A 26,209-nucleotide genomic window follows, 5' to 3' on the forward strand; every position below is an offset into this window, starting at 1 on the left:
CCTTGGTATGTGACTGGGGATTAGCTCGAGCTGGGAGAGCACCTGCTTTGCAAGCAGGGGGTCGTCGGTTCGATCCCGTCATCCTCCACCAATCCTAATGCACAGCGTTCTGCTGAAGTTCAGCGGAGCCTTTTGCGTGGCGATTGAGCCAGTCAGAGCGGTGTAATATCGTGTTCTTTAACAATCAGGAAGAAGTAGTAAGAGATTTATCTGAAACACGCACTTAGAGATGGGTGTGGGTAGGTGAATCAGGGTTGTGATTGTATCGATGTATTTTTAAGTTCCTCGAAGAGGGCAGGTCTGGCACAACGCGCGAAAACTCGGCCTGTAGTGGGTCGGGCAGGAAGCCGCGGCGGGCACCCGTTATAGGGTCAAGCGAACAAGTGCATGTGGTGGATGCCTTGGCGATCACAGGCGATGAAGGACGCGGTAGCCTGCGAAAAGCCCCGGGAGCTGGCAAACGACACGATCCGGGGATGTGAATGAAGCCTCCAGATGGACATCGTACATTGAATACATGGGTCACGTGAAGCGAACGCGGCGAACTGAAACATCTAAGTAGCCGCGGAAGAATCAACCGAAGTTCCCAGGTAGGCTGGCGAGCGAAATGGGATCAGCCTGCATTCTTTATCTGTACGGCCAGTCGAACGGCTCTCCTTGGAAGCGTGGCCATGGCAGGTGATAGCCCTGTAGACGAAAACGGAACGGAAGGACGGGGACCGACAAGTGGACTGGACACGTCAAATCCTGTCTGAAGATGGGGGGGACCATCCTCAAGGCTAAATGCTCGTGATCGACCGTTAGTAAGACCATTTACCGTGAAGGCGAAAAGAACCCCGGGAGGGAGATGCAGAACAGATCCTGAAACCGCATCGCCTGACAGTCGGAGCCTCGCGGTGACGGCGTACCTTTGCATATGGCCGGATCAGCGACTTACATTCAGTGGCAAAACAACCGAATAGGGCAGGCGGCGGCGATCCGAACAGGGCGTCAGTCGCTGGGTGTAGACCCGAAACGGTGATCTATCCATGGCCAGGTTGAAGGCACGGTAACACGTGCTGGAGGACCGAACCCACTGGTGAAAAGTTAGGGGATGAGCTGTGGATAGGGTGAAGAGCTAAACAAACTTCAGAAGCCGCTGGTTCTCTCCGAAAACTATTTAGGTAGTGCCTCGTGTATCACCTTGGGGTAGAGCACTGTCATGGTTGATGGGTCCATTGCAGTTACGTCGCCATAGCAAACTCGAATACCGAAGAGTGCAATCACGGGAGACAGACATCGGGTGCTAACGTCCGGTGTCAAGAGGAAGCTGCTTGAACCGCCAGCTAAGGTCCCAAATGTAAAGTGGAAGCGAAGTGGGAAGGCTAAAACAGTCAGGAGGTTGGCTTAGAAGCAGCCACCCTTTAAAGAAAGCGTAATAGCTCACTGATCGAGTCGTCCTGCGCGGAAGATGACAACAGGGCTAAGCCATATACCGAAGCGCACGGATGCACATTTATGTGCATGGTAGGCTGTTCGTATTGCACTGCGAAGGTGCGGAGGTGTGCTGGAGGTATCGGAGGGTGCGAATGCTGACGCGAGTAGCGATAAAGGGAGTGAAAAGGCCCCTCGCCCGTAAGCCCAAGTTTCCTGCACAACGTTCATCGGCGTAGGGTGATCGGCCCCTAAGGCGAGGCGAAATGCGTAGCTGATGGGAAGCAGGTCAATATTCCTGCACTAGTGTTGAATGCGATGGGGGGACCGGATCGCGGAAGGTTGTCAGGTGTTGGAAGTCCCGGTCGCTGCATTGGAGAAGGCGCTGGCCGTCGGGCGCGCAATTCAAGGGTGTGGCGCGAGCTTCTTCGGAAGCGAAGCAACTGGAAGGTTCCAGGAAAAGCCTCTGGCTTCAGTTCAGCATTAACCGTACCGCAAACCCGACACAGGTGGGCGAGATGATGATAAGGCAGCAGAGAACTCGGGAGAAGGAACTCGGCAAGTGGTGCCATAACTGGGGATGGGGCGCCACTGGTAACGAGGCCTGCGCTCCGAGGGTGAAGAGGTTACCGTAACTGGTGGCTACGACTATTTAATAAACACAGCACTCTGCAAACACGAAAGTGGACGTATAGAGTGTGACATACTTGGTGCCGGAAGATTAAATGATGGGTGCAAGCTCTTGATTGAAGTCCCGGTAGAAGCAAGCGGCCGTAACTATAACGGTCTAAGGTGTGAAATTCCTTGTCAGGTAAGTTCCGGCCACTGCACGAATGGCGTAACGGTAAATACACTGTCTCCTCGAGACTCAGCGAAGTTGAAGTGTTTGTGATGATGCAATCTCGCGGCTGACTGAACGGAAGAGACCCCATGAACCTTCACTGTAGCTTTGCATTGGACTTTGAACCGGTTTGTGTAGGATGGGTGGGAGGCTGTGAAGTGTGGACGCCGTCTGCATGCAAGGCCGTCCTTGAAATACCACCTGATCTGTTTGAGGTTCTACAACCTTGGCCCGTGATCAGGTCCGGGGACAGTGCATGGTAGGCAGTTTGACTGGGGTCTCCTCCCAAAGTGTAACGGAGGTACGAGAACACGCTAGGTACGGTCGGAAATCGTGCTGATAGTGCAATGGCATAAGCGGTAAAACTGCGAGGACTGACAAGTCGAGCAGGTGCAACGGTCGCTGGTGATCCGGTGGTTCTGTATGGAAGGGCCATCGCTCAGCGGATAAAAGGTACTCTGGGGATAACAGGCTGATACGCCCAGAGTTCATATCGACGGCGGTGTTTGGCACTCGATGTCGGCTCATCTCATCCTGGGGCCTTGGCGGTCCCAAGGGTATGGCTGTTCGCCATTTAAAGGGTACGTGAGCTGGGTTTAAAACGTCATGAGACAGTTTGGTCCCTATCTGCCGTGGGCGCTGGAAGGTTTGAGGGGGCCTGCTCCTGGTACGAGAGGACCGGAGTGGACAGACCTCTGGTGTACCGGTTGTCACGCCAATTAGCATTTGCCGGGTAGCTATGTTCGGAAGAGATAACCGCTGAAAGCATCGAAGCGGGAAACTCGCCTCAAGATGAGACTTCCCCGGGGCTTGATCCCCTTGAAGGGTCGTTCGAGACAGGACGTTGATGGGTCAGGTGTGGAAGCGCAGTAATGCGTTAAGCTAACTGATACTAATTGCCGTAAGGCTTGATCCTATAACAGGTGTGTCTTGAGGAACAGACGCACGGTTGAAGATGTTGTGCCGAAACAACACAGCCCCAAGAAACAGCACCTCTTTACGCTTCTTCCCGATTGGCTGTGGCGCGAGGTTGACCCAAACCCGTGCGGCCTTAACCGGCATCATGCCTGATGACCATAGCAGCTGGTCCACCCCTTCCATCCCGAACAGGACCGTGAAACGCTCACGCCGATGATAGTGCGGATTGCCCGTGTGAAAGTAGGTAATCGTCAGGCTCCTTGCAGTATGTCCAGAACCCCGGTGGCTCAGAATAGGCGCGCGAGTTCCTGAATTCTGATGCGTAGGAAAATAGCGGAGCTGACCTGCCCCCGCAAACAGGGCCATCCGGAGTCTAGTAAAGTTCGTTTTTAGACGGCCCCCAGTAAACAGTGCCATGATGTAAGCGAGTTTTCAGCGGACACACTGGTATGAAGGAGCCGTACGATGAAACGCAAGCGCTGTGTCGAGCGGGTGTAGCGGTGTTGAAACGGGCCAGAAGCAGGCATGCCGGTAGCGGAGATGATTCGTCACGTGGGCATTTCGGGCAAACCTTCTATCGCTGGAAGAAAGGTGTATGCCGGTTCTGCAGACGGACCAGGTGCGACAGCTCAAGCAGCTTCAAGACGAACGCCCAACTGAAGAAGGTGGTCGCGGAGCTGACGTTGAGACAGGCGATGCTGACTGACGCTGAAAAAAGTGAGTGAAGTCCTCGCCGCGGCGCCACGTCGTGGATTATCTGGGAATCGCCTATGGAGTAGCAGGGCGGCGTGCCTGTCGTCCTGGTGGCCATATCGCGCTCGGTGTACCAGTATCGCAATCACCGCGACCAGAGACTGCATTGCGGCAGCGCATGTGAAATCGCGGCGACGCGGGTGCGCTATGGTTGCAAGACCGTGTGCTGCTGCTACGGGAAGGCTATCAGGTAGCGAGATCAACAGCCTGCCGTCATATCGTGAGGAAGGGCTGTCGCTGCGCTACAGACCAAATCATAAGCGACGATGCACAGATGAGCCGCCCGGCACGTGCAAAGTCGACGGCGGCCGTCCAGGCGTGGGCTCGGACTTCGTTGCCGACCAGCTTTCGAACGGCCAGAGGTTCCGCGCGCTGACCATCATCGACGTCTTTACGCGCGAAGCACTAGCCATCGATGTTGGCCAGCGACTGAGCGCTTCCAGATGTCGTGCGTGTACTGGATGAGCTGAGGGCAAACGCGGAGCGCCCCGCACGCTGTTTTGTGACAACGGCTCAGGTGCGTCCCAGGTGATGGACCTGTGTTCATCACAAGGTCGAGATTGCCTTCAGCCGGCCCGGCAAGCCAACCGGATAACGCATTCGTGGGTCGTTCAGCGGCACGCTACGCGATGAATGCCTGAACGTGCACTGGTTCACATCGCTGGCCGACGCCGGGGGCAAATTGAACGATGGCGGGTCAGATACAGCGAGTCGGTACTCACGGGGCTCTCGGTGAAGTGCCGCCTGCCGAATGCGTCCGTCAGTTGGGCCTGCAGGCAACTGACGGATAACAAGCGCCGAAGACTAACATTGCCTTTGGCGCACTGAAAACCGGGCCGTTCATAAAGGGACTTTGCTAGAAGACCATTGGCCCTATTGAAGGGGGCAGGTCATGGGCAGCGCGTCGCGCAAAAGTCCCATTATCGACGCCGTGGTTTTGCCCCGCCTGTCAGTTAGCATCTACGGCTGTAGTACTAGGCCGGGAGCCGGTTGATCCAGGCCGGAACAACCGGCATGTCACCCGAGACCCAACGTTCGTCGCCATTGGATAGCGTGAAACCGTGATCACGGAAAAACGATGCGCAGGTCTTGTTCTTCCCGGTATCGACGAAGCGTCCGACTACGGGAGATGAAGCGCTGTCCGCGTACATTCGTTGTATGACGCCTTTTAGCAAGGCCGACTCGATTCCAAACCCGAACACCCGGCACGACATCACGACCTGAACGATTTCTCTGTCTTGCACGATCGCGGCCGCGACCAACCCGTTATCTCCGAATCGGTCGGAAGCAGAAAGGGTGATGATCTGGCCGCCGTTCGCAAACAGTTCATCGAAGTCGGCTGTCGCCCAACGCTTGCCAGTCGTATTGAACTGGTTCGTCTTGTTGATGAGTTCCGACGCGCGCGCGAACTTTGCATCCGACGCGTTGGTCGATGCGTTGATCGAAATACGTATTTCCAACGACATGAGATAGCTTTCGCGATCCATTTCAGTAGCTAGTTGGTCGCGCTTCTGCTTCGCCTGGGTCAATTCCGTACGATTGGACGACTCGTCGGAAATGCGCTGAACCTGCGTATGCGGCGAGTAGATGATTACGTTGCGCCACAGAAGCGGGTCGCCCGAGAGTGTCCGCATGGCAGGGAACACGCGCGTCACTTCTTCGATCTCGCGCGGATTATCATCGATGAACAGAACATTCTCCGGAAGCAGATTAGTCTCCTGGAGAATCTGCTGGATGTTCTCCGACTTGTGTTCCCAGTTGATCCTGGTTGAGCAGAAGTCTTCGATGCTCAGGCGAGTGCCCCAAACCTTCCTGAACCGCTCAAGTGTGGCGTCGTGATCGTTCTTGCTGGCAATCGCCAGCAAACCGCCGCGTCGCTTGAATTCGAGCAGCCCTTCCACGTAAGCGAGCGGCCATCCTTCGATGTGGTGATGTGAAACGATGGAGTCGAACTCCGCCAGGACACCTTTCCAGAGCGTGTTGTCGAGATCGGTGATGATCAGTTTCACGGGTGTCTCCGCCCGGAGGACCTGCATGGCGTTCTCGACACGACTCAGGATGGACCTGAAAATCTTCTGTGAGTCGTTCGTGCCGAGAAAGCCGGCGTGCGTGAAATGACGCAAGTAGACGTCAGAGATTGACTCGTCGCCGTGATATCTGATCAGATCGTTGATCTCGAGGTAGTGCGAGTTTGACTCGGTTTCGAGGAGTGCCGCCATCTCGTCGTTCAACGTGCGAACGAGGTGATAGAGCGACTTCCGACGGTTGTTCAGCAGGACACCCTGATACGTGCTCGAAGGCTCGGAAAATGAGAGGTAGAAGACCGGCTTTGACGATCCGACAGCTTGCCCGACCTTGTTGATGACGTTCCTGACTTGTCCGGATGTAGCGTTCAGCGCGTCACGGTACTGCGAGTCCGTGAGTGAACGCGTATGCAAGAAATCGTGACTATGGTCAGATGCGCTCCAGACGACGTGCCGAAGCGTAACGTGAACGACGATCGCGTCATACAGACTCCAGTCGACGGCCGGCGGACGATCCATTGCCCGCGATTGCATCAGGTAGTGGTCCACGATGCAATTGTCCCGGGCTAGGTCCTTGCATTTGGCAAAGCCGTCGGCAATACATGTTCCCAGCACTGCGATACGCAGCGGCACGGAGGGCTTCGAGTCGAGCGATGTCGGGAAAAAAGGAAGTGACATCCGGGTGGCGGCACTGGGTCCTTGTGTAGCCGGCGCTGATTCGACGATCGAATGCTTGAGGATGATTGATACTCCAAGAAATTTTTTGAACACGTGTGCCCCAGAAAATTCTACTTCGCAATTTAAGCCGTAATAGAAGGACGCAAGACGATTCGAACGTCTCGCGTTCTTACCTCATCGTCACCTTGTCTTTGGCGGACTGCAGCGCATCGCGGACTGTCAGCATCGACGAGTGACCGAACCGCTTTTGCACGAAGTCGACGCCGTTCGCATATCCCGGAGGCAGGAGCACAGACAACGCCGAACCGACGAAAACCAGCGTCGTTAGCGCGAACGCCTGGCCGGCCAGAATGCCGATGACGCCGAGCACGAGCGGAATGAGCGCGATCATCAGCGATGCGTGCTGGGCCACGCCGAGATAGCGAAGCGAGAAATACATGAGCCCGAAAAAAACAATCGATTTGGCGAATTTGAAGAACATGCTCTGGAGTCCCGTTTTATGTAATTTTTTTGAAGCGTCGACGCGCGGCATTACGCGGCGTTGACGCGCCCATAGGTGTCTTCGAATCGAACGATATCGTCTTCACCGAGATACGCGCCGGACTGCACTTCAATCAGCTCGAGGGGAATGTGGCCCGGATTGCGAAGGCGATGCGTGACGCCGAGTGGAATATACGTCGACTGGTTCTCGCTCAGGATGATCTCCTGGCTGCCATTGGTGACGACGGCCGTGCCCTTCACGACGATCCAATGCTCGGCCCGATGATGATGCATCTGCAGGCTCAGCTGCGCGCCCGGATTCACGACAATGCGCTTGACCTGGAATCGCTCGCCCTGATCGATGCCTTCGTAGGAACCCCACGGACGCACCACGCGACGGTGCGTCACTGACTCATGACGACCTGACGCATTCAGACGCTCGACGATCTTCTTGACGTCCTGTGACTTGTCGCGATGCGCGACCAGCACGGCATCCGCCGTCTCGACGATCACCACGTTATCGAGGCCAATCGCCGCGACCATGCGATGCTCGGCACGCACATAGGAATTCGACATGTCGTCGGCGAGGACATCGCCAAAAAGCGCGTTGCCGTCGTCGTCCGCATCGGCAATGTCGGCAAGCGCGGACCATGAACCAATATCGTTCCAGCCGAGGTCAGCCGCTGCGATGACGGCCGCGCGATCGGTCTTCTCCATCACGGCGTAATCGACGGATACGTTCGGGCAGCGCTGAAACGCATCGGCATTGAGGCGAATGAAATCGTTGTCCGTCTTCGCTCGTTCGAGGGACAGCGACGATGCCTCCGCAATCTCCGGCGCAAGACGCTCCAGTTCCTTCAGATACGCCGAAGCCTTCAGCATGAACATGCCGCTGTTCCAGTAGTGGCCGCCTTCCGAGAGAAAGCGTTCGGCCGTCGCCGCGTCGGGCTTTTCCACGAAGGCCTCAACCGCGTGCGCGCGCGATTGCGCGCCCAGCGCCGCGCCCGCCCGGATGTAGCCATAACCGGTATGCGCACAAGTCGGCTCGACGCCGAAGGTGACGAGCTGGTTGTCGTTTGCGATTGCGCTCGCCGCATGGACGAGTTCGACGAACAGGCTTTCGTTCAGCATGACGTGATCGGAAGGCAGCACAAGCAGGAGCGAGTCGCCCGCTTCGCGCATCGCGAGTTGCGCGGCGACGGCGATGGCCGGCGCGGTATTGCGTCCGACCGGCTCGAGCACGATCGCTGACGGCTGGATGCCTGCCTGGCGCAATTGCTCCGCGACCAGAAAACGCTGCTCGCCATTGGTGACGACGATCGGCGCGGCGATGCTCTCGACGCCGTCCAGACGCTTCGCGGTTTGCTGAACGAGCGTGAGTTCGCCGGTCAGCTTTAGATATTGCTTGGGGTAGCCGCCGCGCGACATGGGCCAGAGCCGCGTGCCGCTGCCGCCGCATAGAATGACGGGCTGAATTTTCACTTTAAATCCTCTGAATCGAGCGGGTAAGCAAAGGGATGCATGGGCCTTTTCACCTGCGTCAATGCATGCAGAAGCACGTTGCGGCTCCATCGGTAACTTTTCCTGATCATGCGCGCGGGCGTGGCTGCGCCCAGATCGAAAGGCCGGTTCGCGCGCGACTTGAGTTCGGCCACGACGGCTTCGGGGCTCGTGAACATGCGCATCTTCCAGTCCCAGTAGAGCGGATAGCGGATGAGCGCTCCGGCGACCAGCATGTCGAGCGTGAGCGCGCGTGCGCGGTTCGGCAGCGGCGCGAGCGCGTCGTGGGTGAGGCCCCATCCGGCGTAGAACGGCAGGCCGTAGGTGAAGACCTGCTTGCTACGTAGCAGGGCGTCGAAGCCTGCGAGGGAAGACAGCGTGTGGACTTCATCGACGGCTTCGATCAGCGAAATCAGGTCCGATGCGGCATCGACGACATCGGCGATCGCGCCAGCATCCGTTACGCCCTGCCTGTTGCCGGACAGCACGTCCGGATGCGGTTTGTAGACGAGAAAACTATCCGGATGGCGCGCGCGGACTTCGGCGAGCAAGGCATCGATGGTGGCGAAGCGGCCTGTGCCGTAGCGCACGGATGCGTCGTCGGCCACTTGCCCCACAACGAGCAGAATGCGCCGACCTGCTGGCGCGCGCCAGACAGGCGTACGCACGCCCAGGTTGTACTTGGTGAGCCGCGCCTTGGCGATCGACCGCCGCAATGTCGCTGCGCGCGCGAGTTCGGCTTCGTCGAACGATGTGTCGTTCAGTATGCGCGTCAGTTCGCTCGGACGACGCGGATCGAAGTAGATCCCCTCCCGGTCGATTACCTGGCTGCGCGGCGCGATCATGTCCGAGCCAAGGCCCCACGAGTGCAGGAAGCCGTCCTCCATGCGCACGACGCGCGCGCCCGCCGGAAGCCCCGCGATTTCTCGCGCGCCCCACAGCACGGCGTGTTCGTTGCGCCTCAGGTCATGCGGTTCGTTTGACCAGCGGACGATTCCGCCGCCCGCGGCGATGAAAGGCGCAGCGAAGCGGCGCTTCCAGAACTGGAAGCGCAAGGCGCTCAGCCGTTCGAGATCCGCGAAGCGCTGTTGCACTGCGCGTTGTGCGTCGATGGCGTCGAGTACGGCCGCGAGCGTGCCGGTGCTCCGCGTCACGGGATCGATATAGCGCGCGAGGCGCAGGTAGAAAGCATCGAAGAGCGCGTTGACGTCTGGACGCGCGATGCGCCCGGGAAAGTCGTGCTCGTCGTCGGTGAGACCCCAGCCCGCATAGAACGGCGTGCCGAACACTCGCACGCGTACGCCCGCGAGAATGCCATACAGACCTTCGATCGAATCGACGGTGTAAATGCACGCGATCCCGTGAAGCGCCGCCAGCAGATTGCTTCCCGGCGGCGCGGCGCGCGGTGCGCTGGATGAGGCGGTCGTGCACCGATGCCCAGCTTCCGGCCAGAGCCAGAGTTGCGCGTAGGGGTACTCGCCCCGTGCGGCTGCGAGCATGGCGTCCATGCGGACACGCCGGTGACGCGAATTCATCGCTGAACCGCCCGGCACGACGATGACGACGCGCGTTACCCGCTGTGCGCAAGCGAATTCGCGAGGCAGATGCAAGCCTTGCTCGTGCATGCCCGCGCCAGCGCGCAGCACGCGCCGGATGAGCGACGGGATGTCTGCGTCGAGTCCGGTCGATGGATCATCGAACTGTTCGGAGAGCGCGCGCACGAGCGCGTTGCCCGGGCGTGCCGCGTTCGGCACGATCGAATGCGATAGCGGCGGGCCGCCGTTCGCGCGCCGAGACCAGACCGGCCCGGACGCGCACCGTTCGTTCGTGCCGCGCGGTCGAAGCAAGCCCGGTTTCATCGCGGCAACGCTTCCAGGAAGCGGTCGACCACATCGAAATGAGCCTGCCACGTGGGCTGCACAAAGTTCCTCATGCGCGCAATCTGCGCCGCGCGCGGCGCGGAGTCCTTGCGGGCGTATTGCCCGATTGCGGCGCTCCAGCCAGGCCCGTCGAGCGGATCGAGATACTCCGGGATATCGCCCGCTATCTCGCGAAAAACCGGCAAGTCGCTGGCGATGACTGGCACGCCAGCCGCGAGCGCTTCGGCGAGCGGCATGCCGTAACCTTCCACGAAGGACGGGAACAGCAACGCGCGACAGCCTTGCAGATAGCCGCGCAGGCGGTCGTCGCGGCAATGCGTTTCCTCGATGACGACATCGCCCAGTGTGCTGCAGCGGTCCAGCATGTCGAGCGCGTTCTCGCATTCCCAGCCGCGCTGCCCGATCACGACGAGCTTGGGTGCGCGCGAGCCGATGCGCTCGACGATCGAACGCCAGACCTGCAGCAGGAACCAGTGATTCTTGCGTGCCTCTATCGTGCCGAGCATGACGAAATAGGGACGCTCTTCTTTCGTGCGTGCGTGAGCTTCGCCGATCGTGAAACCGCAGCCAAGCGGCGCGACGGCGGCGGACGGTAGTGGCAATCCCGACGCGCTTGCCTCCGAATGCAACGAGTGCAGTGTCGCGGCCGAATTGGTCAACACTCCGGCCGAATGCTTCAGCACCGTGTGTATACGGCGCCGGTGAATCGCCGCGCTTTCCGGCCTGCAATGCTCGGGATGCGTGAGCGGAATGAGGTCGTGAATGAGCGGAACCGTGCGGATGCCGCGCCGTCGCAGCGATTCGAAATAACGTGGGAACTCCAGTCCCGAATGACACGTATGCAGCAGCGTCGTGCCGACGTGGGACGAGCGCGCGCCGATCTCCAGCGCCGCGTTCATCACTGATCGGGCAACTTGCATCCGCAAGGCGTGGCGGCCGACGGCGGGCTGATCGAGCAGCATCTCGAAGGTTCGTTGCGAGTCGTGCTCCGACAGCATCAGGTGAAACCCGCGCGCGCTCAGCAGCGCCCGCGCGCGCGGACCATAGTGCCGCACATATTCAAGCCCGACGCGGTCGATGCCCGTCGGAAGCCTGCCGCGCAGGGTCCGCCGCACCAGACGCGTCAGGTCCAGTGTGATGGGGGCGGTGCCTGTGCTTCGTTGCGCGCAGGCGGTTGCAATTACAGCCGTCATTTCGTCGCGTTGATCACGCTCAGCGTCGGATACAGGCCGGAGAACACGAGATTCATGAACTTCTGCAGTTCGGCCACCGGCGCGTTGGACACATACATGGTGTCCTGATTGCGCATCAGGAATTCTTGCGAGACGAAGAAACTACCCGGATCTTTGAGATCGAGGCGATAGATCACAGGCACGCGACCATCTGCGGTCATATGAACCGGCTGCGACTTCCACGGCAGCGCGTTGGCTTTTTCCAGGCGGAAGATGAAGATGCCCTGCGGATTCGCGCGAGCGTCGTTGAGCCCGCCCGCGCGCGCGAGCGCCTGCGAAAGCGTGATGCCCTGGGCCTCGAAGCTGATCTCGTCGTTCTTGCCGGATGCGCCGAGCACGTTGAAGCTATACGGCTGGAACAGCGCCGTGACCACGTCGCGCGGCGCGAGCGCGATATTCTGACGTGGATCGCGGATGATAGTCTGCAGCGGTAAGGACTGCACCGTCCCACTGCGCGTGAGTTGAATCGTTGTCTTGTCGACCTGCTGACGCACGCCGCCCGCGCTGGCGAGCGCATCGAGCAGACGTTCACGCCCCGCCGTCAGTTCCACGCGCGTACTGCTCGTGACGTCGCCGACCACCGTCGCATAGGAATTCGCGCTTTTCACCATCCTCACGACCACCTGCGGCTGATTGGCCTTGCCTTTTAGCCGTTGCGCGATGTCGCGGGAGAATTCGTTCACAGTGCGGCCCATGGCGCGCAGGCGTCCGGCGAAGGGCACGTCGATCATGCCGTCGGAATCGACAATCTGCGCCGGCAGCACTGTCGCGCGCGAACCGCTCATGCCAGACGCCGCGTCCGGTTGCAGCCCTGCACTACCGAAGAGCGTGGCGGGCGGCGCTTCCCACACGGATATCTCGAGCAAGTCGCCCGCGCCGAGGGTCTGAGCAGTGGCTTGCGTATTGCCGAAAATGGTGGCGAAGTCCGTCTGTTTTTTCTCGCGCAGCAGCGTCTGCACGACGTGTTCATCGAGATCGACAATCTGAATGCCTTCGATTCGCGGCGAATCGCTGGAGCGTTCCTCTACTTGGGACTTGGTGGGTCCGGAGGAAGGAACGATGCCGCAGGCGCTAAGGGCGAAGGCTGCGACGAGCAGGGCGGCTGGGCGAAAGATAAGGCGAAGCGTCATAGCGTTCGTGCGTCTGTTTCGGTTCGAGCAATCACGTGCGCGTAGCATCTCAGCACGGGCTCGGGTCGGTTTGCAAAGAGGGTTTGCGCACCTGGGCGCGGATTTCCGTGGTCGACACGTCCGGCGTGCGCGGCAGATAGACGACCTCGCAGATGTCGCCCAGATCATCGAAGCGGCCTTTCCAGTCGTCGCCCATGCCGAAGACATGAGCGCCGAAGCGGGCGATATCCGTACGCTTCTGATCCCAGTTGTCTTCGGGAAAGACGGCATCGACGACGGACAGCGCGGCCACGATCGCCGCACGGTCGATATAGGGAATGGTCGTGCGCTTGCCCTTTACCGCGTTGAATTCGTCCGTCGATACGCCGACTACGAGCCGGTCGCCGAGCGCGCGCAAGCGCGTGAGCAGCTTCAGATGGCCGATGTGGAACAGGTCGAATGTGCCGTAGGTAATGACGATCTTATTCATTCAAACCCCGGCGGTAGCGAACGTGACGGCGGGACCGTCGGCGGGCGACGTATCGCGCCGTAGAAAGGCGTGGATTGCGTCTGCGGCCCGCTCGGCTGCTTCGTCACCGTGACAGAGCAACAACTCCTTCAGCGCATCCGAAGGCGCGAATGACGCGCCCTGACGCACGCGAAGCGCGACCTCGTCGACCTTCGCCTGAAGCGAGGCGCTGTCGACAACCGCGCAGAAATCCCAATACTGGCCGGTATGCGGAATGCGGATGCGCGCTGGTGCTTCATGAAAGCGGGCCTCGAAATCTGGGATCCGCGCCATCGCCAGGCAGACCACGGGTTTGCCGAGCACCGCGAATTCGACGGCGGTCGAAGACACATCCGACACGAGAATGTCCGCTAGCGCGTAGTAGTCGCTGATCGATTCCCCTGCCTGTAAAACATGGATGCGCGCACCGTGCGCGGCGAGTTCGTCGGCGAACTTCACGTCGCCGTCGTGAGGCACGGCGAACATGTTGGCCGTCGGGTTCAGATGCCGGATGTTGAACAGGCCGCAGGCGCGGTCGCCGCCGCTCCAGGTGGGCGCGAAGAGAATGATGGGCTGCTTGCCGTCGAGGCCGAGACGCGCGCACGCTTCTTCGCGTTGCTCCGGCGACAGGACCGGCACCGAATGCTTCGGATAGCCGACCGGTTCGTAGTGCGTCGCGGCCTGAGGATAGAGCGCTTTGAGCCGTTCGGTCCACAGTCGACCAGGCAGTAGTGCGAGATCGTAGCGTGTGTAATGGCCGCTGTAGGTGTACCCCTTGAGCGGTGATGCGCCGTGTTCGGCATAGATGAACGTGCCGTCGAGTCCCGCGTTGTGGATACTCGCATAGGCCTGCGCCGACGCGATCAGGAAGACACCTTTGTCGATACCGCGGCCGCGGATGCGCCTGCCCAACTGCGATGTCGCGACGCTCTCGCATTCCAAGCCCCGACGCATCAATGCGGGCAGAATGGCCTTGAGGCTGTCTTCCTCTTTCTTGGAGTCCGACACGCAATAGATCTTCTGCGTCGGCTTCAGGCCCGACAACCTGAGCGGCTGATGCACGATCGGCAATGGCGGCGCCTTGAGCCAGAGCTGGAACGAGAGCGGGCGGCCATCGTTGGAGACGCCGCGATCCTTCGGCGACATGGCGCCGTTCGCGCGGAAGCGGATGAACACGGGACTCTCGCCGCCGGCAGTGATTTCGTGTGCGGCGTACGCGTCCGTCAGCGTGATCGTGGTCGTCGTGCCTTCGGATTCGACGTTGACTTCGCGCTGCTCTCCGGGAAACAGATAATTGCAGCTCACATACAACGTGACGTGCCCGGTTACCACGAGGGACGAAGTGCGCTTGCTCCACACGAAGCCCGCTTCGTTGTCGAAGAAGCCGTCGATCAGCTGAACCGACTGCGCGTCCGCGAGCTTGTCGCAACGAACGACGCGAATGCCGTTGTCGAGCATGGTCGTGGGCGCTTCAGGCGGCCGCGCTTCCTGGCGCACGCGCGCCTGCGCGTAGCGATCGGCTAGCGCGCAGATGTCCGCTGGCGTGGCGAGCGAAGACATTGCGCTTTGCAACTCTTCGGGACTCGGCGCTCTCTTTGTTGCACCGGCATGAATGTTCCTGACGATGTCCGCCTTGAACGATGCGAAGCTGGCCTCGCGAACTGGCGCCAGAGCGGCGATCCGGGCGACGAGCTGATCGATGCGTCCGCCTTTGGCCGCCGCCGATAGCGCTGCGCGATCTTCGCCAGACATTGCTTCGGGCTCGCATCCGGTCAATCCGCGGAAGATCATCGCGAACAGCGACTCGACGGATGAATCCAGCAGGCGTGTGCGATGTTCCTTCGATTCTACAATCTCGGACAGCACCTGACGCAGCGTGTCCAGGTTCGCGACGCGTCCTGCGTAAGCATCGATAGCCGCCGCTTCCGCGTCACGGCCGAGCAGGGCGCGGAACATCTCCCGCACGATATCGGGCGCGGTCGTTGCGAGCGCGAGACGGCGGAACTCGTCCGAGTCGCGTAGCGCGCGGAGGAAAACCGTCACGCCATCCTGGTCGGCGCGAACTAGTTCCGTGTAGCGCTCCAATGCGCCCTCGTCCACTGGACGTTCCAGCAGACCCATATAGGCGCTGCTCACCAGCGCAGGCGCGTGCATGCGCCTGCCCATGTCTTGCGAAAGCTTGCGGAATCTCACGTTCATACCTCGACGATTCGCGCGCCCGGCTCAGGCGTTAACGGTCGAGACCGTGCCGAGATGCGCCTTCCGATCCAGAGGCGCGCGCCTGGCCACGCGCTCAATGAAGTTTTCCCACTGCGGCAGAATCACATCCGGAAGATAGCGGGCCGAGACCGGATCGCCGTTCTTGCGAAGCGTCTCCTGAACCTGCGCGGCATCCGGCTGATAGAGCATCTTCGTCAATGCCTTGACGAGACTGCCAGTCGAGTAAGGATCGAAATACTCGGCGGCATCCGCATACACTTCGCGGTGCACCGGAATATCCGACGCGGCGACGATGCCACCGCTGCGCATCGATTCGACGCCCGAGAAGTCGAAGCCTTCGCCGAGGCTCGGGCATACCGTTGCCGCCGCGTTGCGATACAACACGCGCAGATCCGGTGCGGGCACCGCGTTCAGCATGAACAGCTCGCCGCGGTCGATCCATGAACGGAAGTTTTTCACGATCGACATGTAGTCCCATCCGAGCGTACCGACGATGACCAGCTTGATATCGGGATCCACTTCCGCCTTGAGTACTTCCCAGGCGGCGAGCAGTCTCGTATGGTTCTTGCGTGGTTCGATCGTGGAAACGACCAGCAGATACTTGAGCGGCTTTTCGGTCAGTACGCGTCGATAGAAGCCTTCCTGCTCGCGCAGACTGAAGAATTTCGGACGAAGCTCAATGCCTTTCACGGCGTCGCTCTCGTAGAGGCGTCCGCGAATGATGTCTGGCACGCGACTCAGTTGCGCCTCTTCTTTGTAATAGTGATGCGAGACCATGTTATAGATGGTCACCGCACGGTGTTTGACCTCGGGGAACATGCGCAGGAGATCCTGCCGCGTTGCCTCGGACACGCACGCGAAGTACGCGCCGGACTTCACGTTGCTGGACAACGCGTAGAAGTGCGTTGCCTGATGCAGCGACTTGTCGGGAATCGTGTGCGGCATGAGCACGGGAATCGCATCGTGGTAGCGGACCACAAAAGCAGTTTTCCGGTTAATGCGCGCGGGGTATGGCGTCTGCGCGATGAAGACATCGACCCCCTCGGTTTCGAGTTGCGCATAGTGCGGGTTCGGCACGACGCTCATCGACTTGAGACCGGCCATGTGCATCGTGTGCCACGGCACGGAACAGATGCGGTGGTTGGCGTGCGCCACCAGATCGAAGTCCGTTGCGGGAAGCGTCTTCGAGAACAGCGTGCGCCAGGTGAAGTCGGCGAAATTCGCGGCTTCGAACTGCGTCAGCTTGATGCGCCCGAGGCCCGTGAGCGAGCGCAGCGACAGTGCTGTGGCCGCCAGGCGCTTTTCGATGTAGCCAAGGATTTCATCCAACAGCGTGCGATAGGGCTTCTCCGCCAGCGACACGATCACGCGCGAATAGCGGTTCAGCCGCCGCGCCTGACTCAACCGGCGAAAGGATGTGCCCTTGATCGCCGTGCCGCGCGCGAGCGTGCGTTGCGATGTCTGGATCATGCCTTCGGTATCGACGCCGTCGAGCATCCGCAAGCCGCGGAAGAGAAGGCGTGTTTCCTGCGGAATGCCCGCGAAGCCCTCGAAGGCGGGGCGCATTTCCAGCAGAACTCTGATCTGCTTCTTGTCGATGGGATGCTTCAACTTTACCTCGAGTTGTAGTAGTCGTACGCGGCATCGATGTCCGGGAATTCGGTCAGTACGCCGTTATGCAGCACGCAGGCCCGTGTGCAGTGGTCGCGAATGTTGTGTGTTTCGTGCGAAACGATGATTTGAGCTCGGTCGCGTCGCTTGACGAACAACTCGTCGTGACACTTCTGGTGGAACCTCGCGTCGCCGACGGAGATCACTTCGTCGATCAGAAAGCAGTCGAACTCGATCGCCATGGACAGCGCAAACGCCAGACGCGCGCGCATGCCGGCGGAATATTTCTTGACCGGTTCACGCATGTAGACGCCCAGTTCTGAGAAGTCCTCCACGAAGGCAAGGACACCTTCGTGCGGCACGCCGTACACGCGGCAAATGAAGCGCAGATTGTCGAGACCGGTGAGACTGCCCTGAAAGCCGCCGCCGAATGCAAGCGGCCACGACACGCTCATGCCGCGCTCGATCATGCCCGACGTCGGCTCCTCGGAACCGCCGATCAAACGGATGAGCGTCGACTTTCCCGAGCCATTCCTGCCGAGAATGCCGATCTTGTCGCCCGGGTTCACGATGAGCTCGACTTTGTCGAGAATGCGCCGGCGTCCATTGCGCGTCTTGTAGTACTTCGTCACGCCCTGCAGATGGATCACTGTGGCTCCACCCGACCGGAAATGTCGCGGATGACCCAGAGGCCGGCAAGCGTCAGCACGGACAGAATCGCAACCACATATGGGATATCGTAATAGGGCTTGAATTGCTTGCCGAAATAGCCTTCACGAAAGATCTCGACGCAGTGTGGCACGGGAAAGATCATCACAATGTTGCGCAGCTTTTCGGGCAGCCACACGGCCAGCGCGAACGAGCCGGACACTGGCAACTGGAAGTAGGCAATGGGGTGCCACAGACGCTCGACAAGCTCGCTATATTCGCAGAGCCCGCCGATCAGCAGCGCCATCGCCGCTGCGTACCAGCACAGCAGCGCCCAGCCGAACATCATCTCCAGCAGGTCGGCTGGTGGCGGAATCACGCCTGTAACGATGAGGACGAGCATCAGAATACTGACGGACAGCGTCGCGCCGGTCAGCTCGAGGGCGATGCGCGAGAGAAAGAGATCGAAGATGCGCACGTTTCGATGGAACAGCAGCGCGGTATTGGGTTCGACGGCCAATGTGCAGCGACCGATGGTATTGCGCCAGACGAGCACCGTCGAGTAGCCGGTCAACGCGAATGCGACGATGTTGACGTGACGCGATGAGTCCACGTCATGCAGGGTGCTCCACAATGCAATGATGCCGACCGTGAACAACATCGGCTCCGCGAACAGCCACGCGAAGCCGATGTTGTGCCGCCCATATCGCGTAATGATCTCGCGCATCAGCAGCGCGTGCACAACGCGAAGCTGAATGCGTAAAGATGTGGCGAAGGATGTGGAGGTGCTCATGCGCAGACTTAGCTCTTGTGCTCTCGCACGCTCGAAATCAGCAAGCTCAGCGAGCCCCAAGCCACCAGTCCGGCAACCAGGACCGTAATCACCCCACGAATGCGCTTGGGCAGCAACGCCTGATCCGGCATGCCCGGCGCGGCAATGCGTTCGAGATACAACTGTTGCTTCTGAACCTGCGTGCGCGCAGTTTCTAGCGAGGCCATCGCCGATGAAAGCTGCTTCTCCGCGAACTCGCGTTCGAGCATCAGCCGCTCGTAGCCGGGCGCCTTGAGCGCGAGCGATGACTTGTCGCCCACCACCGTCCCGGTTGTGTTCGCGATCTCGTTTTGAAGCGCAGTCATGCGCGTGCGCAGCACCGGGATCTGTGGATTGTCGGGTGCCACGGACTGAAGTTGCGCCGTAAGCGGTAAGCCACTGAGCGTTGCAAGTTCGCGTAGATGTCGTTGCAGAATGCTCCTCGTTGTGCGATCCAGGAGCAGACGATAGAAGGCAGCAGCGAAGCGAGAGAAGTGGAATTAGCGTGGCGCCAGAGGCCGGCACGCTACCCAGAGCGCGGATGACGGTCCCGGAAGGAAAAGCGTTCTGCCGTGAAGTCAGTGTCGGAGTTTCGCTTCTATCGTGGCGGCGGCGCTTGCGGGCACGGCATCTCCGCTGTGGCGTGGATACCATCCGCCGGGGACTCGGCCTTTGTCGATCTGGGGACCATTGCCTGGCAGCGGCTGCGCACATCAACCCAGGCACGCCGGCTGGACAGGCGAATCGACGATCCGCCTCGATCTGCCCGGCATCGTTCGACAATCCATGAGAAGCTTGATGTTCTTCCTCGAGCAGCAAATTGCGTGTGTTCCTGTACAGCGCACCCGTGGACATGCGGCGCTCGTTCGATGGCTTGCACGCGATCGCACGCCACAACATGCCGGTCGATCGCTTGGGGCCATGCAGGCTTCGCGTTCATCAATCGTCGTGCCACACCGTCAAGGTGCTTTATTTCGATCGCGACGGCTGGTGCGTTTGGGCCAAGCGGCTCGAGGCCGAGCCATTCGGCCAGCTGGAACCGGGCGGACACGCGTGGATCGTCACCCAACTGAAGCTGTTGCTCGAGGGAATCGAGGTCGTCCGGCAGCATCGTTACCGGCACACGCAGCCAGTCGCCGGTGAGGCCCTCGCCATGAGGCGCCGTTGCCTATGGTGGTAGCCCGTACCGCATCAGCTGCCGCCACCGACGAAACGCTCGTAGCGCTCACTGCGCACGTGGCGGCGTTGACCAGCGCGATGCAAGCGGTACTGGGCGAACGCGCAGTACGCGCACCGTCGCGTGGTTCCAGCGCCAGCTGTTCGGCCTAGGCGAGCGTCGCATCGTACAGCCCGATGCGGCACAAGGCACGCTTGGGCGAAGCCTTCGATGCTGTTCTTGATGCCGGCGCCGGGCAGGAAGACGCGCGCCAGCAGGCCACGAGCGCGGCACCACGCCCAGTCGCCGGGTGTCGACGAATCAGCGCTGTTCTTCGACGAGGGCAGGTGTAGTCGAAGTCATCGAGATCGCGAACCCCGAGCGCAGGTCTCGATCCGGGGATTATTAATCGGCGAAGCGTGTGAACCCTGGCTGGCCCCCAACGTCCCGGCAGCTATGTCGTTAACTCAAGTACGTGCGCCCGGTGATCAAACGGCGCGATACGCAGGCACTGTCGTGTCCTGCACGGCGCCGGTTGGTGTGATCGAAGAGCAGCCGCGCCGATGTGTCGTTCATCGCCGGGCTGCTCATCGACCTGTTTCGGTGCCGCACCTGCCGCTGGCCGCGCCAGCATCAGCGGCTTGCCCAGTGCGGCATCCGCGTGTCGCGGCAGTGGCTCCGCGAATCGCGGCGGCCATTTGCGCGTCAGGCCGTCCACGACGCGCAGTGGCAGTCGATCCTGACTCGCGTGTCAGCGCATGGACGAGACGCCGATCAGGCCGGACGGGACGGCCCAGGCGAATGAAGTCGGCGTACTTCTGGCCGGTGATGGGCGAGCTCGAGGAGATCTGCTTCCACTACCAGCCGAGCCGGCGGCAGGGCACGTCGAGCAGGGTTGCTCGGGCAAACCATGACGGCTGGCAGCGTCCTGCACACGGACGGCGCTGCAAGGCGTACGCACGGTATGCGAAGAAGACGGGTCTGGCCCACGCGCAGTGCTGGGCGCACAGCAGGCGTGCCTTCGTGAAGGCCGAAGTCGAGCCGGCACGCGCGTGGCCAGCGCTGGAGCATATCGGCAGCTGTATCGCGTCGAGAAGACATCCGGCAGAAGGGCCTGACAGGCTCCGGCCAAGCGCGCATGGAGGCGGCGTATCACCGGCCGGTGGCGCGGCAGTTCCTTCGTCTGGGTGGACAGGCAGTTCGGCCTGCAAGGCTTGCTGCCGAGCAGTCCGCTCACGAAGGCGCTGGCCTATGTCCGTGAGCGCCGCGATGTATTGCTGTATCTGGATGATGCGGATGTCGAGATCGATACGATTCATTGGAGCTGGGCGCTGCGCGCCGTCCCAATGGGCAAGAAGAGCGGATGTTCTGCTGGCAGGACGAACTCGGCGCCAGGCAGATCGGTATCGCGCAAAGCCTGCTGGTGACGTGCAAGCTGCACGACATCGATCCTACGACTATCTGGTCGACGTGTTGCAGCGCGTGGGCCAGCATCCGTACATCGCGCGTGCATGAACTCGCCGAGGATGTAAATCACTCCTTCGCCAGCAATCCCACCGCTCGCCCTTGCATCAGAGCGCCTGAGATCACAAGAACGTCGGTGAATTACCGATTGCGTTGCGCCAGTTGTGTCCTGGTTTCGACGAGTGCCTGCTGCAGGCTCGCGACCTGCTGGAGCTTCAGTGTCGACTGCTTATCCGGATCGAACACATTCTGTTCGTTGCGATAGCCGGACAGCGCAGCCGATGCTTCCTTCACACGGTTTTCAGCGCGCGCGACTTCATCGCGTGCAATCGCCAGCGTGTCTTGCCGTGCGCGGTCGTTCATCCGGTTGACGAGTTGTTCCGCGAGTTCGAGCAGACGCTCGTTGATGCGATACGCGTCTTGCGCCGTGAACGCATTGACTTTGAGTGACGTAATCGAAGTCGTGCTGTCGAGGGACACGTCGACCTGCTTGCCGTAGTACCGGTAGAGACCTTCGAAGCTGCGGTCGAAGTCGAAAGCCGGGAAGCGGCTGATGAAGTCACCGTGCTTCCCTGAATACGCCTGAGCGAAATAGTCGCTTTGGTTCAGCGCCGCGAGCGCATCACGCGAGGCCATGTAGTCGTTGACCGCGTACGTGTCGTCCTGCGACCGGGCGAAACCTGTGCTTTCGAGAAATGAACTGAAGAGGCCGGTTTGCGTCTCCTTCTGCGGACTCCGCACTACAAACCGCGATTCCGAAACATACACATCGGAAGCGACCAACCCGTAATACAACGTGGCCGCGACCGTTGGCAATATGACGGTAAAAAGGCACAGCCGATTAACACGCTTCAGCCGCGCCAAAATCGCACGGCTTTCCTTGCTGCCAATCGTCTGAACGGGAAAATGCTGAGTTTTTTCCAAGGTATTTCCAAGGCATGAAATCGCGATTTCAACATGCGAATCAGCATGGCTGGTGTGTCACCACGATGATGTGACACACGAAAAGCGGTCGAAGGCGTATCCCTTTCGGATTTGTAAGATCAGGAATCTTGTAAGTCCGTAGGAGGTAAATGTTGCACAAGAAAGATGCAAGTACAGCGCATGAAATTTCTGCCGTCTATCACTTATCTAGTAGGTAAGCAATGCGAAGACGTCTGCATTTTTCTGGTTAAGACGTGCTAGTAGTCCATGAAACCGCTATAAATAAAGCGTTTTGGCGATCGCGGCGGATTATAGTCGAGTTACACAAAACAACAAAAGTTTACAATTTGCTGTATCATCCTTGCAACATATGCTTGAAAGCATGCGCAAAATCCAACATCCATATCGTAAGATTGCAAAAAATGAGAGGTCTGGTGTTGTAAAAAATACCTTCTCCTGAAGGGCTGGCTGAGGCTTCTCTACTGCTTTCTTTCAATTTTCTAGCCCGATGCCGCGATCGTTCCTCGCCCTTCAAGGCACCGCTTCCCATTTTTTTTCGCGTTTATCTGAATCGCTGAGTGAAAAAGGGCATTCGGTGCAGCGGATTAATTTCTGCGGCGGCGATCTACTGTATTCTTCAGGAGAAACGCGTGCGCTGAATTTCACGGAGCGCACTCAGGATTTACCGGCCTGGTATGAGCAGAAAATCGGCTCGGGGTCCTTTTCCGATATTTTTCTTTTCGGCGATTGCCGCGCCATTCACACGCCCTTGCATCCAGTTGCCGAGCGCCATGGCGTGCGGGTGCACGTCTTCGAGGAAGGTTATGTGCGTCCGTATTGGCTCACGCTGGAGCAATATGGTGTCAATGGCCGCTCGCGCATGCCGCGAGATCCGGCGTGGTATCTGGAGCATCGGTTCGCATCGGTGCCGCAAGCGCAGGCCACGGGCTATAACCTCTACGAGCGCGCGTGGCACGACATCCGTTATCGGTTGGGCAATGCCTTTTATGCAGCGCGTTTTCCTGGCTACAAGAGTCATCGTCCGTACAACGGCATGAAAGAGTATTCGGCGCTTGCGGCGCGCTTCGCGCGGCAGAAGGGTCATCGCGACGATGCGGTGCGCGCCACCACCGATCTCGTCAATTCGAAGCGCTCGTGCTACCTGTTCCCGCTGCAACTCAATTCCGATTCGCAGATCGTCGTGCACTCGCCGTTCAGCGGCGGCGTGCGCGAAGCTATCGAGCGCGTAATGCGTTCCTTCGCACAGCACGCGCCTGCGGATGCGTTACTTGTCATCAAGAATCATCCGCTCGATACGGGGCTCGTCGAATATAAGCGCTTCGCGCGCGAGTTGGCGAAGTCGCTCGATATGGCGCAGCGCCTCGTGTATCTCGAAGCCGGGCATTTGCCGACGCTGCTGGAGCATTCGCGCGGCGTGGTCGTCGTCAATAGCACCGTGGGGCTGTCGGCGCTGCATCACAGGCGCCCGCTCGTCGCGCTCGGCAACGCGGTCTACGACATGCCCGGCATGACATGGCAAGGCCGGCTCGACGACTTCTGGCTCGATGCGAGTCCGCCCGACATGGAACTGTATCAGGCCTTTCTCCACTACGTCATCTGCAACACCCAGATCAACGGCGACTTCTATACGCAGCGCGGCATCGCCATGGCGACGGCCGGCGCCGTGGCTCGTCTGGAGGCATGCGGCGATGCCTAGCGCACCTGCCCGCGTGATCGTCGTGACGGGCGCGAGCGCCGGTCTTGGCGAAGCGCTCGCACATACGTATGCCGCGCCCGGTGTGACGCTCGGGCTCATCGGCCGCGACGCGGCGCGCTTACAGGCATGCGCCGATCGCTGCCGCGCAGCAGGTGCACGTGTCGTCGAAGGCGTGCTCGATGTCTGTGATGCGCAAGCCATGAACGCGTGGCTCGAAGACTTCGATCATCGTCACCCGATCGATTTGCTGATCGCCAATGCCGGTGTCGCGAGCACGCTGTCGTCGCCGGATGATTGGGAGGACCTCGCGCGCACGCGCATGGTCGTCGAGACCAATTTCTTCGGCGCGATTCATGCCGTGCAATCCGTGGCGGACCGCATGCGCGCGCGCATGCGCGGGCAAATCGCGCTCGTCGGTTCGCTCGCCGCGATTCGCGGCATGGCCATTTCTCCGGCGTATTGCGCGAGCAAATCCGCGTTGTGCGCATATGGCGAATCGGTGCGTCCGTCACTCGCGCGCGACGGCATCGCGTTGTCGATTATTCTGCCCGGCTTCGTCAAAACCGCGATGAGCGATGTGTTCCCCGGCAGCAAGCCGTTCCTCTGGAGCGCATCGAAGGCCGCACGCGTGATTCAGCGCCAGCTAGCCGTGCGCCGCAGGGTCATCGCGTTTCCCGGTCCGCTCTATCTCGGCATGCGTTTCGTTCGTGCGATGCCCGCGGCCCTCGGCGACGCGCTACTCCACCTGTTCTACCCTTTGCGCGCGGCGCGCCCGCGGCGGTGATGGCGCTCGCGTGTTACCTCATTGCGCTCACGGCGTCTTCGTTCGCCGATGCCGGCGCAAGGCCGGGCGCGAATGCGTTCTGGCGTCGCTCGCTGCGTGCGAAGTTGCTTCACGTAAGCGTCGTCACATTGCTGTTCTGCATCGCGCTGGTGGCGAGTGTGCGGCCCGCGTTCTCGGCGTTCGTGGTGTTCGCGTGCGTGGCCGGGCTCGTTATCATCGGCAATGCGAAGTATGAGGCTCTGCGCGAGCCGCTCGTCTTCACCGACCTCAGTCTCTTCTCGCAGTTGTTCCGGCATCCGCGGTTGTATCTGCCATTTCTGAGCGCAGGCGAGGTTGTCGCGATTCTGCTCGGTGCCGGTGTTTTCGCGACCGCGTTCTTGATCGATCCGCCGCTTACGCATCTCCACTACGCATGGCTTGCATGCGTCATAGCGGTCGCGCTCGGCGCATGCGTCGTGCTCCCGCCACGCTTGCCGCTTACGCTCGATGCCGCGCTGGATCAGGTCATGCATGGCTTTGTGGCCGTGTTCGTTGCCTATTTCTTGAACGGAATGCGCACGCGGACATTCCGCGCGTTGCAGGAAGCACTCGACACAAGCGGGTTCGCCCGAACCGGCGCTCCTGCCCACCGCCCCGATATTCTCGTCATCCAAAGCGAATCCTTCTTCGATGCCCGGCGCCTCGACTCGTCGATCCGCACCTCGATCCTCGAACAGTTCGACCGCGCCCGCGCCGAAGCCTGGCTCCACGGCGAGCTCGATGTCCCCGCGTGGGGTGCAAACACGATGCGCAGCGAATTTGCGCTGCTCACCGGCCTCGATCAGTCGAAGCTCGGCTACGCGCGCTTCTACCCCTACGCATTCGTGCGGCGGGCTTGCGCTTCGCTTGCATCGTGGTTCAAGGGTTCAGGGTATCGCACGCTCGCGATCCATCCGTATCACGCAAATTTCTTCGGCCGCGATCGCGCATTCCGCCATTTCGGCTTCGAGCACTTCGTCGATATCGATGCATTCGCGTCCGCGCGCCGCGCCGGTGCTTACGTCGCCGATGAAGCAGTCGCCGACAAGGTGATCGACACGCTGGAAGCCAGCACGGACCCGGTCTTCATTTTCGCGGTGACGATGGAAAACCACGGCCCGCTTCATCTGGAACCGGTCGAGCCGGGCGAGGGTGCGGCCTACCACGCGCTCGGTGACGCCCCCGAGCTGCACGATCTCACCGCGTACCTGCGCCATCTCGTGAATGCGGATGCCATGATCGGCCGCCTCCTCACGTATCTGCGCACGCGCGAACGCGACACGGTCGTGTGTTTCTACGGCGATCACGTGCCCGCGATGTCACGCGCGTACCGGCATATCGGTCGGCTGCCGCACCGGAGCGACTTCTTTATCTGGACGAATTACAGCGCGACGTCACCACGGTCGAGCAAGTTGCGCATCGATGAGCTGGGTCGGGCGCTCATCGGCGCAATGGACAGCGAGCGCACGACTCGGCGTACGCCGGAACCGCAGTTCGCGCCAGCTGAAATGAACTGAGAA

General features: G+C 60.3%; 18 protein-coding genes, 1 rRNA gene and 3 pseudogenes. 9 read left to right on the forward strand and 13 right to left on the reverse strand.

Annotated elements, in window-relative coordinates; all coding sequences use genetic code 11:
* Positions 1-369 precede the first annotated feature (369 nt).
* Positions 370-3,170, forward strand: a 23S ribosomal RNA gene (locus tag PWP93_RS28300).
* Positions 3,171-3,637: 467 nt separating this feature from the next.
* A pseudogene (locus PWP93_RS28305) lies at positions 3,638-4,716 on the forward strand (IS3 family transposase).
* A 183-nt stretch (positions 4,717-4,899) separates the two neighbouring features.
* Here the strand turns inward: PWP93_RS28305 and PWP93_RS28310 are convergent.
* The 12 genes from PWP93_RS28310 to PWP93_RS28365 all read right to left on the reverse strand — a co-directional run bounded on the left by PWP93_RS28310 (position 4,900) and on the right by PWP93_RS28365 (position 18,952).
* Positions 4,900-6,720: an HAD-IIIC family phosphatase gene (locus PWP93_RS28310; RefSeq protein ID WP_421046946.1), complete on the reverse strand. Its 1,821-nt coding sequence runs from the start codon at positions 6,718-6,720 to the stop codon at positions 4,900-4,902.
* Positions 6,721-6,796: 76 nt separating this feature from the next.
* Positions 6,797-7,159 (reverse strand): hypothetical protein, encoded by a 363-nt coding sequence (locus tag PWP93_RS28315; protein WP_421046947.1) that lies wholly within the window; start codon positions 7,157-7,159, stop codon positions 6,797-6,799.
* Complete coding sequence (locus PWP93_RS28320) at positions 7,159-8,589, reverse strand: mannose-1-phosphate guanylyltransferase/mannose-6-phosphate isomerase (protein WP_421046948.1); 1,431 nt, start codon at positions 8,587-8,589, stop codon at positions 7,159-7,161. Before PWP93_RS28320 ends, PWP93_RS28315 begins: the two co-directional genes overlap by 1 nt.
* The gene (locus PWP93_RS28325; protein WP_421046949.1) at positions 8,586-10,466 is read right to left on the reverse strand and encodes a capsular biosynthesis protein; all 1,881 of its coding nucleotides are present in this window, start codon (positions 10,464-10,466) and stop codon (positions 8,586-8,588) included. Before PWP93_RS28325 ends, PWP93_RS28320 begins: the two co-directional genes overlap by 4 nt.
* On the reverse strand, positions 10,463-11,680 hold the full coding sequence (locus PWP93_RS28330; protein WP_421046950.1) for a glycosyltransferase family 4 protein: 1,218 nt from the start codon (positions 11,678-11,680) through the stop codon (positions 10,463-10,465). Before PWP93_RS28330 ends, PWP93_RS28325 begins: the two co-directional genes overlap by 4 nt.
* Positions 11,677-12,849 carry a polysaccharide biosynthesis/export family protein gene (locus PWP93_RS28335; RefSeq protein WP_421046951.1) on the reverse strand — a complete coding sequence of 391 codons (1,173 nt, stop codon included), beginning with the start codon at positions 12,847-12,849 and terminating at the stop codon, positions 11,677-11,679. The genes PWP93_RS28330 and PWP93_RS28335 overlap by 4 nt, the downstream gene beginning before the upstream one ends.
* Before the next feature lie 49 nt (positions 12,850-12,898).
* The gene (locus PWP93_RS28340; RefSeq protein WP_421046952.1) at positions 12,899-13,318 is read right to left on the reverse strand and encodes an adenylyltransferase/cytidyltransferase family protein; all 420 of its coding nucleotides are present in this window, start codon (positions 13,316-13,318) and stop codon (positions 12,899-12,901) included.
* Positions 13,319-15,535: a CDP-glycerol glycerophosphotransferase family protein gene (locus PWP93_RS28345; RefSeq protein WP_421046953.1), complete on the reverse strand. Its 2,217-nt coding sequence runs from the start codon at positions 15,533-15,535 to the stop codon at positions 13,319-13,321.
* A 24-nt stretch (positions 15,536-15,559) separates the two neighbouring features.
* On the reverse strand, positions 15,560-17,167 hold the full coding sequence (locus PWP93_RS28350; RefSeq protein ID WP_421046954.1) for a glycosyltransferase family 4 protein: 1,608 nt from the start codon (positions 17,165-17,167) through the stop codon (positions 15,560-15,562).
* A gap of 2 nt (positions 17,168-17,169) precedes the next feature.
* Positions 17,170-17,817 (reverse strand): ABC transporter ATP-binding protein, encoded by a 648-nt coding sequence (locus PWP93_RS28355; RefSeq protein ID WP_421046955.1) that lies wholly within the window; start codon positions 17,815-17,817, stop codon positions 17,170-17,172.
* The gene (locus PWP93_RS28360) at positions 17,814-18,608 is read right to left on the reverse strand and encodes an ABC transporter permease (RefSeq protein ID WP_421046956.1); all 795 of its coding nucleotides are present in this window, start codon (positions 18,606-18,608) and stop codon (positions 17,814-17,816) included. The genes PWP93_RS28355 and PWP93_RS28360 overlap by 4 nt, the downstream gene beginning before the upstream one ends.
* An 8-nt stretch (positions 18,609-18,616) precedes the next feature.
* A complete protein-coding gene (locus PWP93_RS28365) occupies positions 18,617-18,952 on the reverse strand; it encodes a hypothetical protein (protein WP_421046957.1) in 336 nt (111 codons plus the stop codon).
* A 500-nt stretch (positions 18,953-19,452) separates the two neighbouring features.
* Here PWP93_RS28365 and tnpB point away from each other — a divergent pair, with 500 nt between their 5' ends.
* From tnpB to PWP93_RS28385, 4 genes and pseudogenes are all read left to right on the forward strand, one after another.
* Entirely contained in the window at positions 19,453-19,806 is a 354-nt protein-coding gene (gene tnpB / locus PWP93_RS28370; RefSeq protein WP_421046958.1) for an IS66 family insertion sequence element accessory protein TnpB, read from the forward strand.
* 541 nt (positions 19,807-20,347) lie between these two features.
* A complete protein-coding gene (locus tag PWP93_RS28375; protein WP_421046959.1) occupies positions 20,348-20,587 on the forward strand; it encodes a hypothetical protein in 240 nt (79 codons plus the stop codon).
* Between the two features lie 23 nt (positions 20,588-20,610).
* Positions 20,611-20,811, forward strand: a pseudogene (locus PWP93_RS28380) (IS66 family transposase); the annotation flags it as partial.
* Between the two features lie 107 nt (positions 20,812-20,918).
* Positions 20,919-21,209: pseudogene (locus tag PWP93_RS28385) on the forward strand (IS66 family transposase); the annotation flags it as partial.
* A gap of 178 nt (positions 21,210-21,387) precedes the next feature.
* On the opposite strand, the gene PWP93_RS28390 reads toward PWP93_RS28385, so the two are convergent.
* The gene (locus PWP93_RS28390; RefSeq protein ID WP_421046960.1) at positions 21,388-21,987 is read right to left on the reverse strand and encodes a hypothetical protein; all 600 of its coding nucleotides are present in this window, start codon (positions 21,985-21,987) and stop codon (positions 21,388-21,390) included.
* A 691-nt stretch (positions 21,988-22,678) separates the two neighbouring features.
* Between PWP93_RS28390 and PWP93_RS28395 the strand changes: the two genes are divergently transcribed.
* Genes PWP93_RS28395 through PWP93_RS28405 form a run of 3 tightly spaced genes read left to right on the forward strand, consistent with a single transcriptional unit; the run spans position 22,679 to position 26,206 of the window.
* Positions 22,679-23,887 (forward strand): capsule biosynthesis protein, encoded by a 1,209-nt coding sequence (locus PWP93_RS28395; protein WP_421046961.1) that lies wholly within the window; start codon positions 22,679-22,681, stop codon positions 23,885-23,887.
* Complete coding sequence (locus PWP93_RS28400; protein WP_421046962.1) at positions 23,880-24,671, forward strand: SDR family NAD(P)-dependent oxidoreductase; 792 nt, start codon at positions 23,880-23,882, stop codon at positions 24,669-24,671. The genes PWP93_RS28395 and PWP93_RS28400 overlap by 8 nt, the downstream gene beginning before the upstream one ends.
* Positions 24,671-26,206 carry an LTA synthase family protein gene (locus tag PWP93_RS28405; protein ID WP_421046963.1) on the forward strand — a complete coding sequence of 512 codons (1,536 nt, stop codon included), beginning with the start codon at positions 24,671-24,673 and terminating at the stop codon, positions 26,204-26,206. The genes PWP93_RS28400 and PWP93_RS28405 overlap by 1 nt, the downstream gene beginning before the upstream one ends.
* The last annotated feature ends 3 nt before the right edge of the window (positions 26,207-26,209 follow it).

Source organism: Paraburkholderia sp. A1RI-2L (genome assembly GCF_048957375.1).
Lineage (GTDB): Bacteria > Pseudomonadota > Gammaproteobacteria > Burkholderiales > Burkholderiaceae > Paraburkholderia.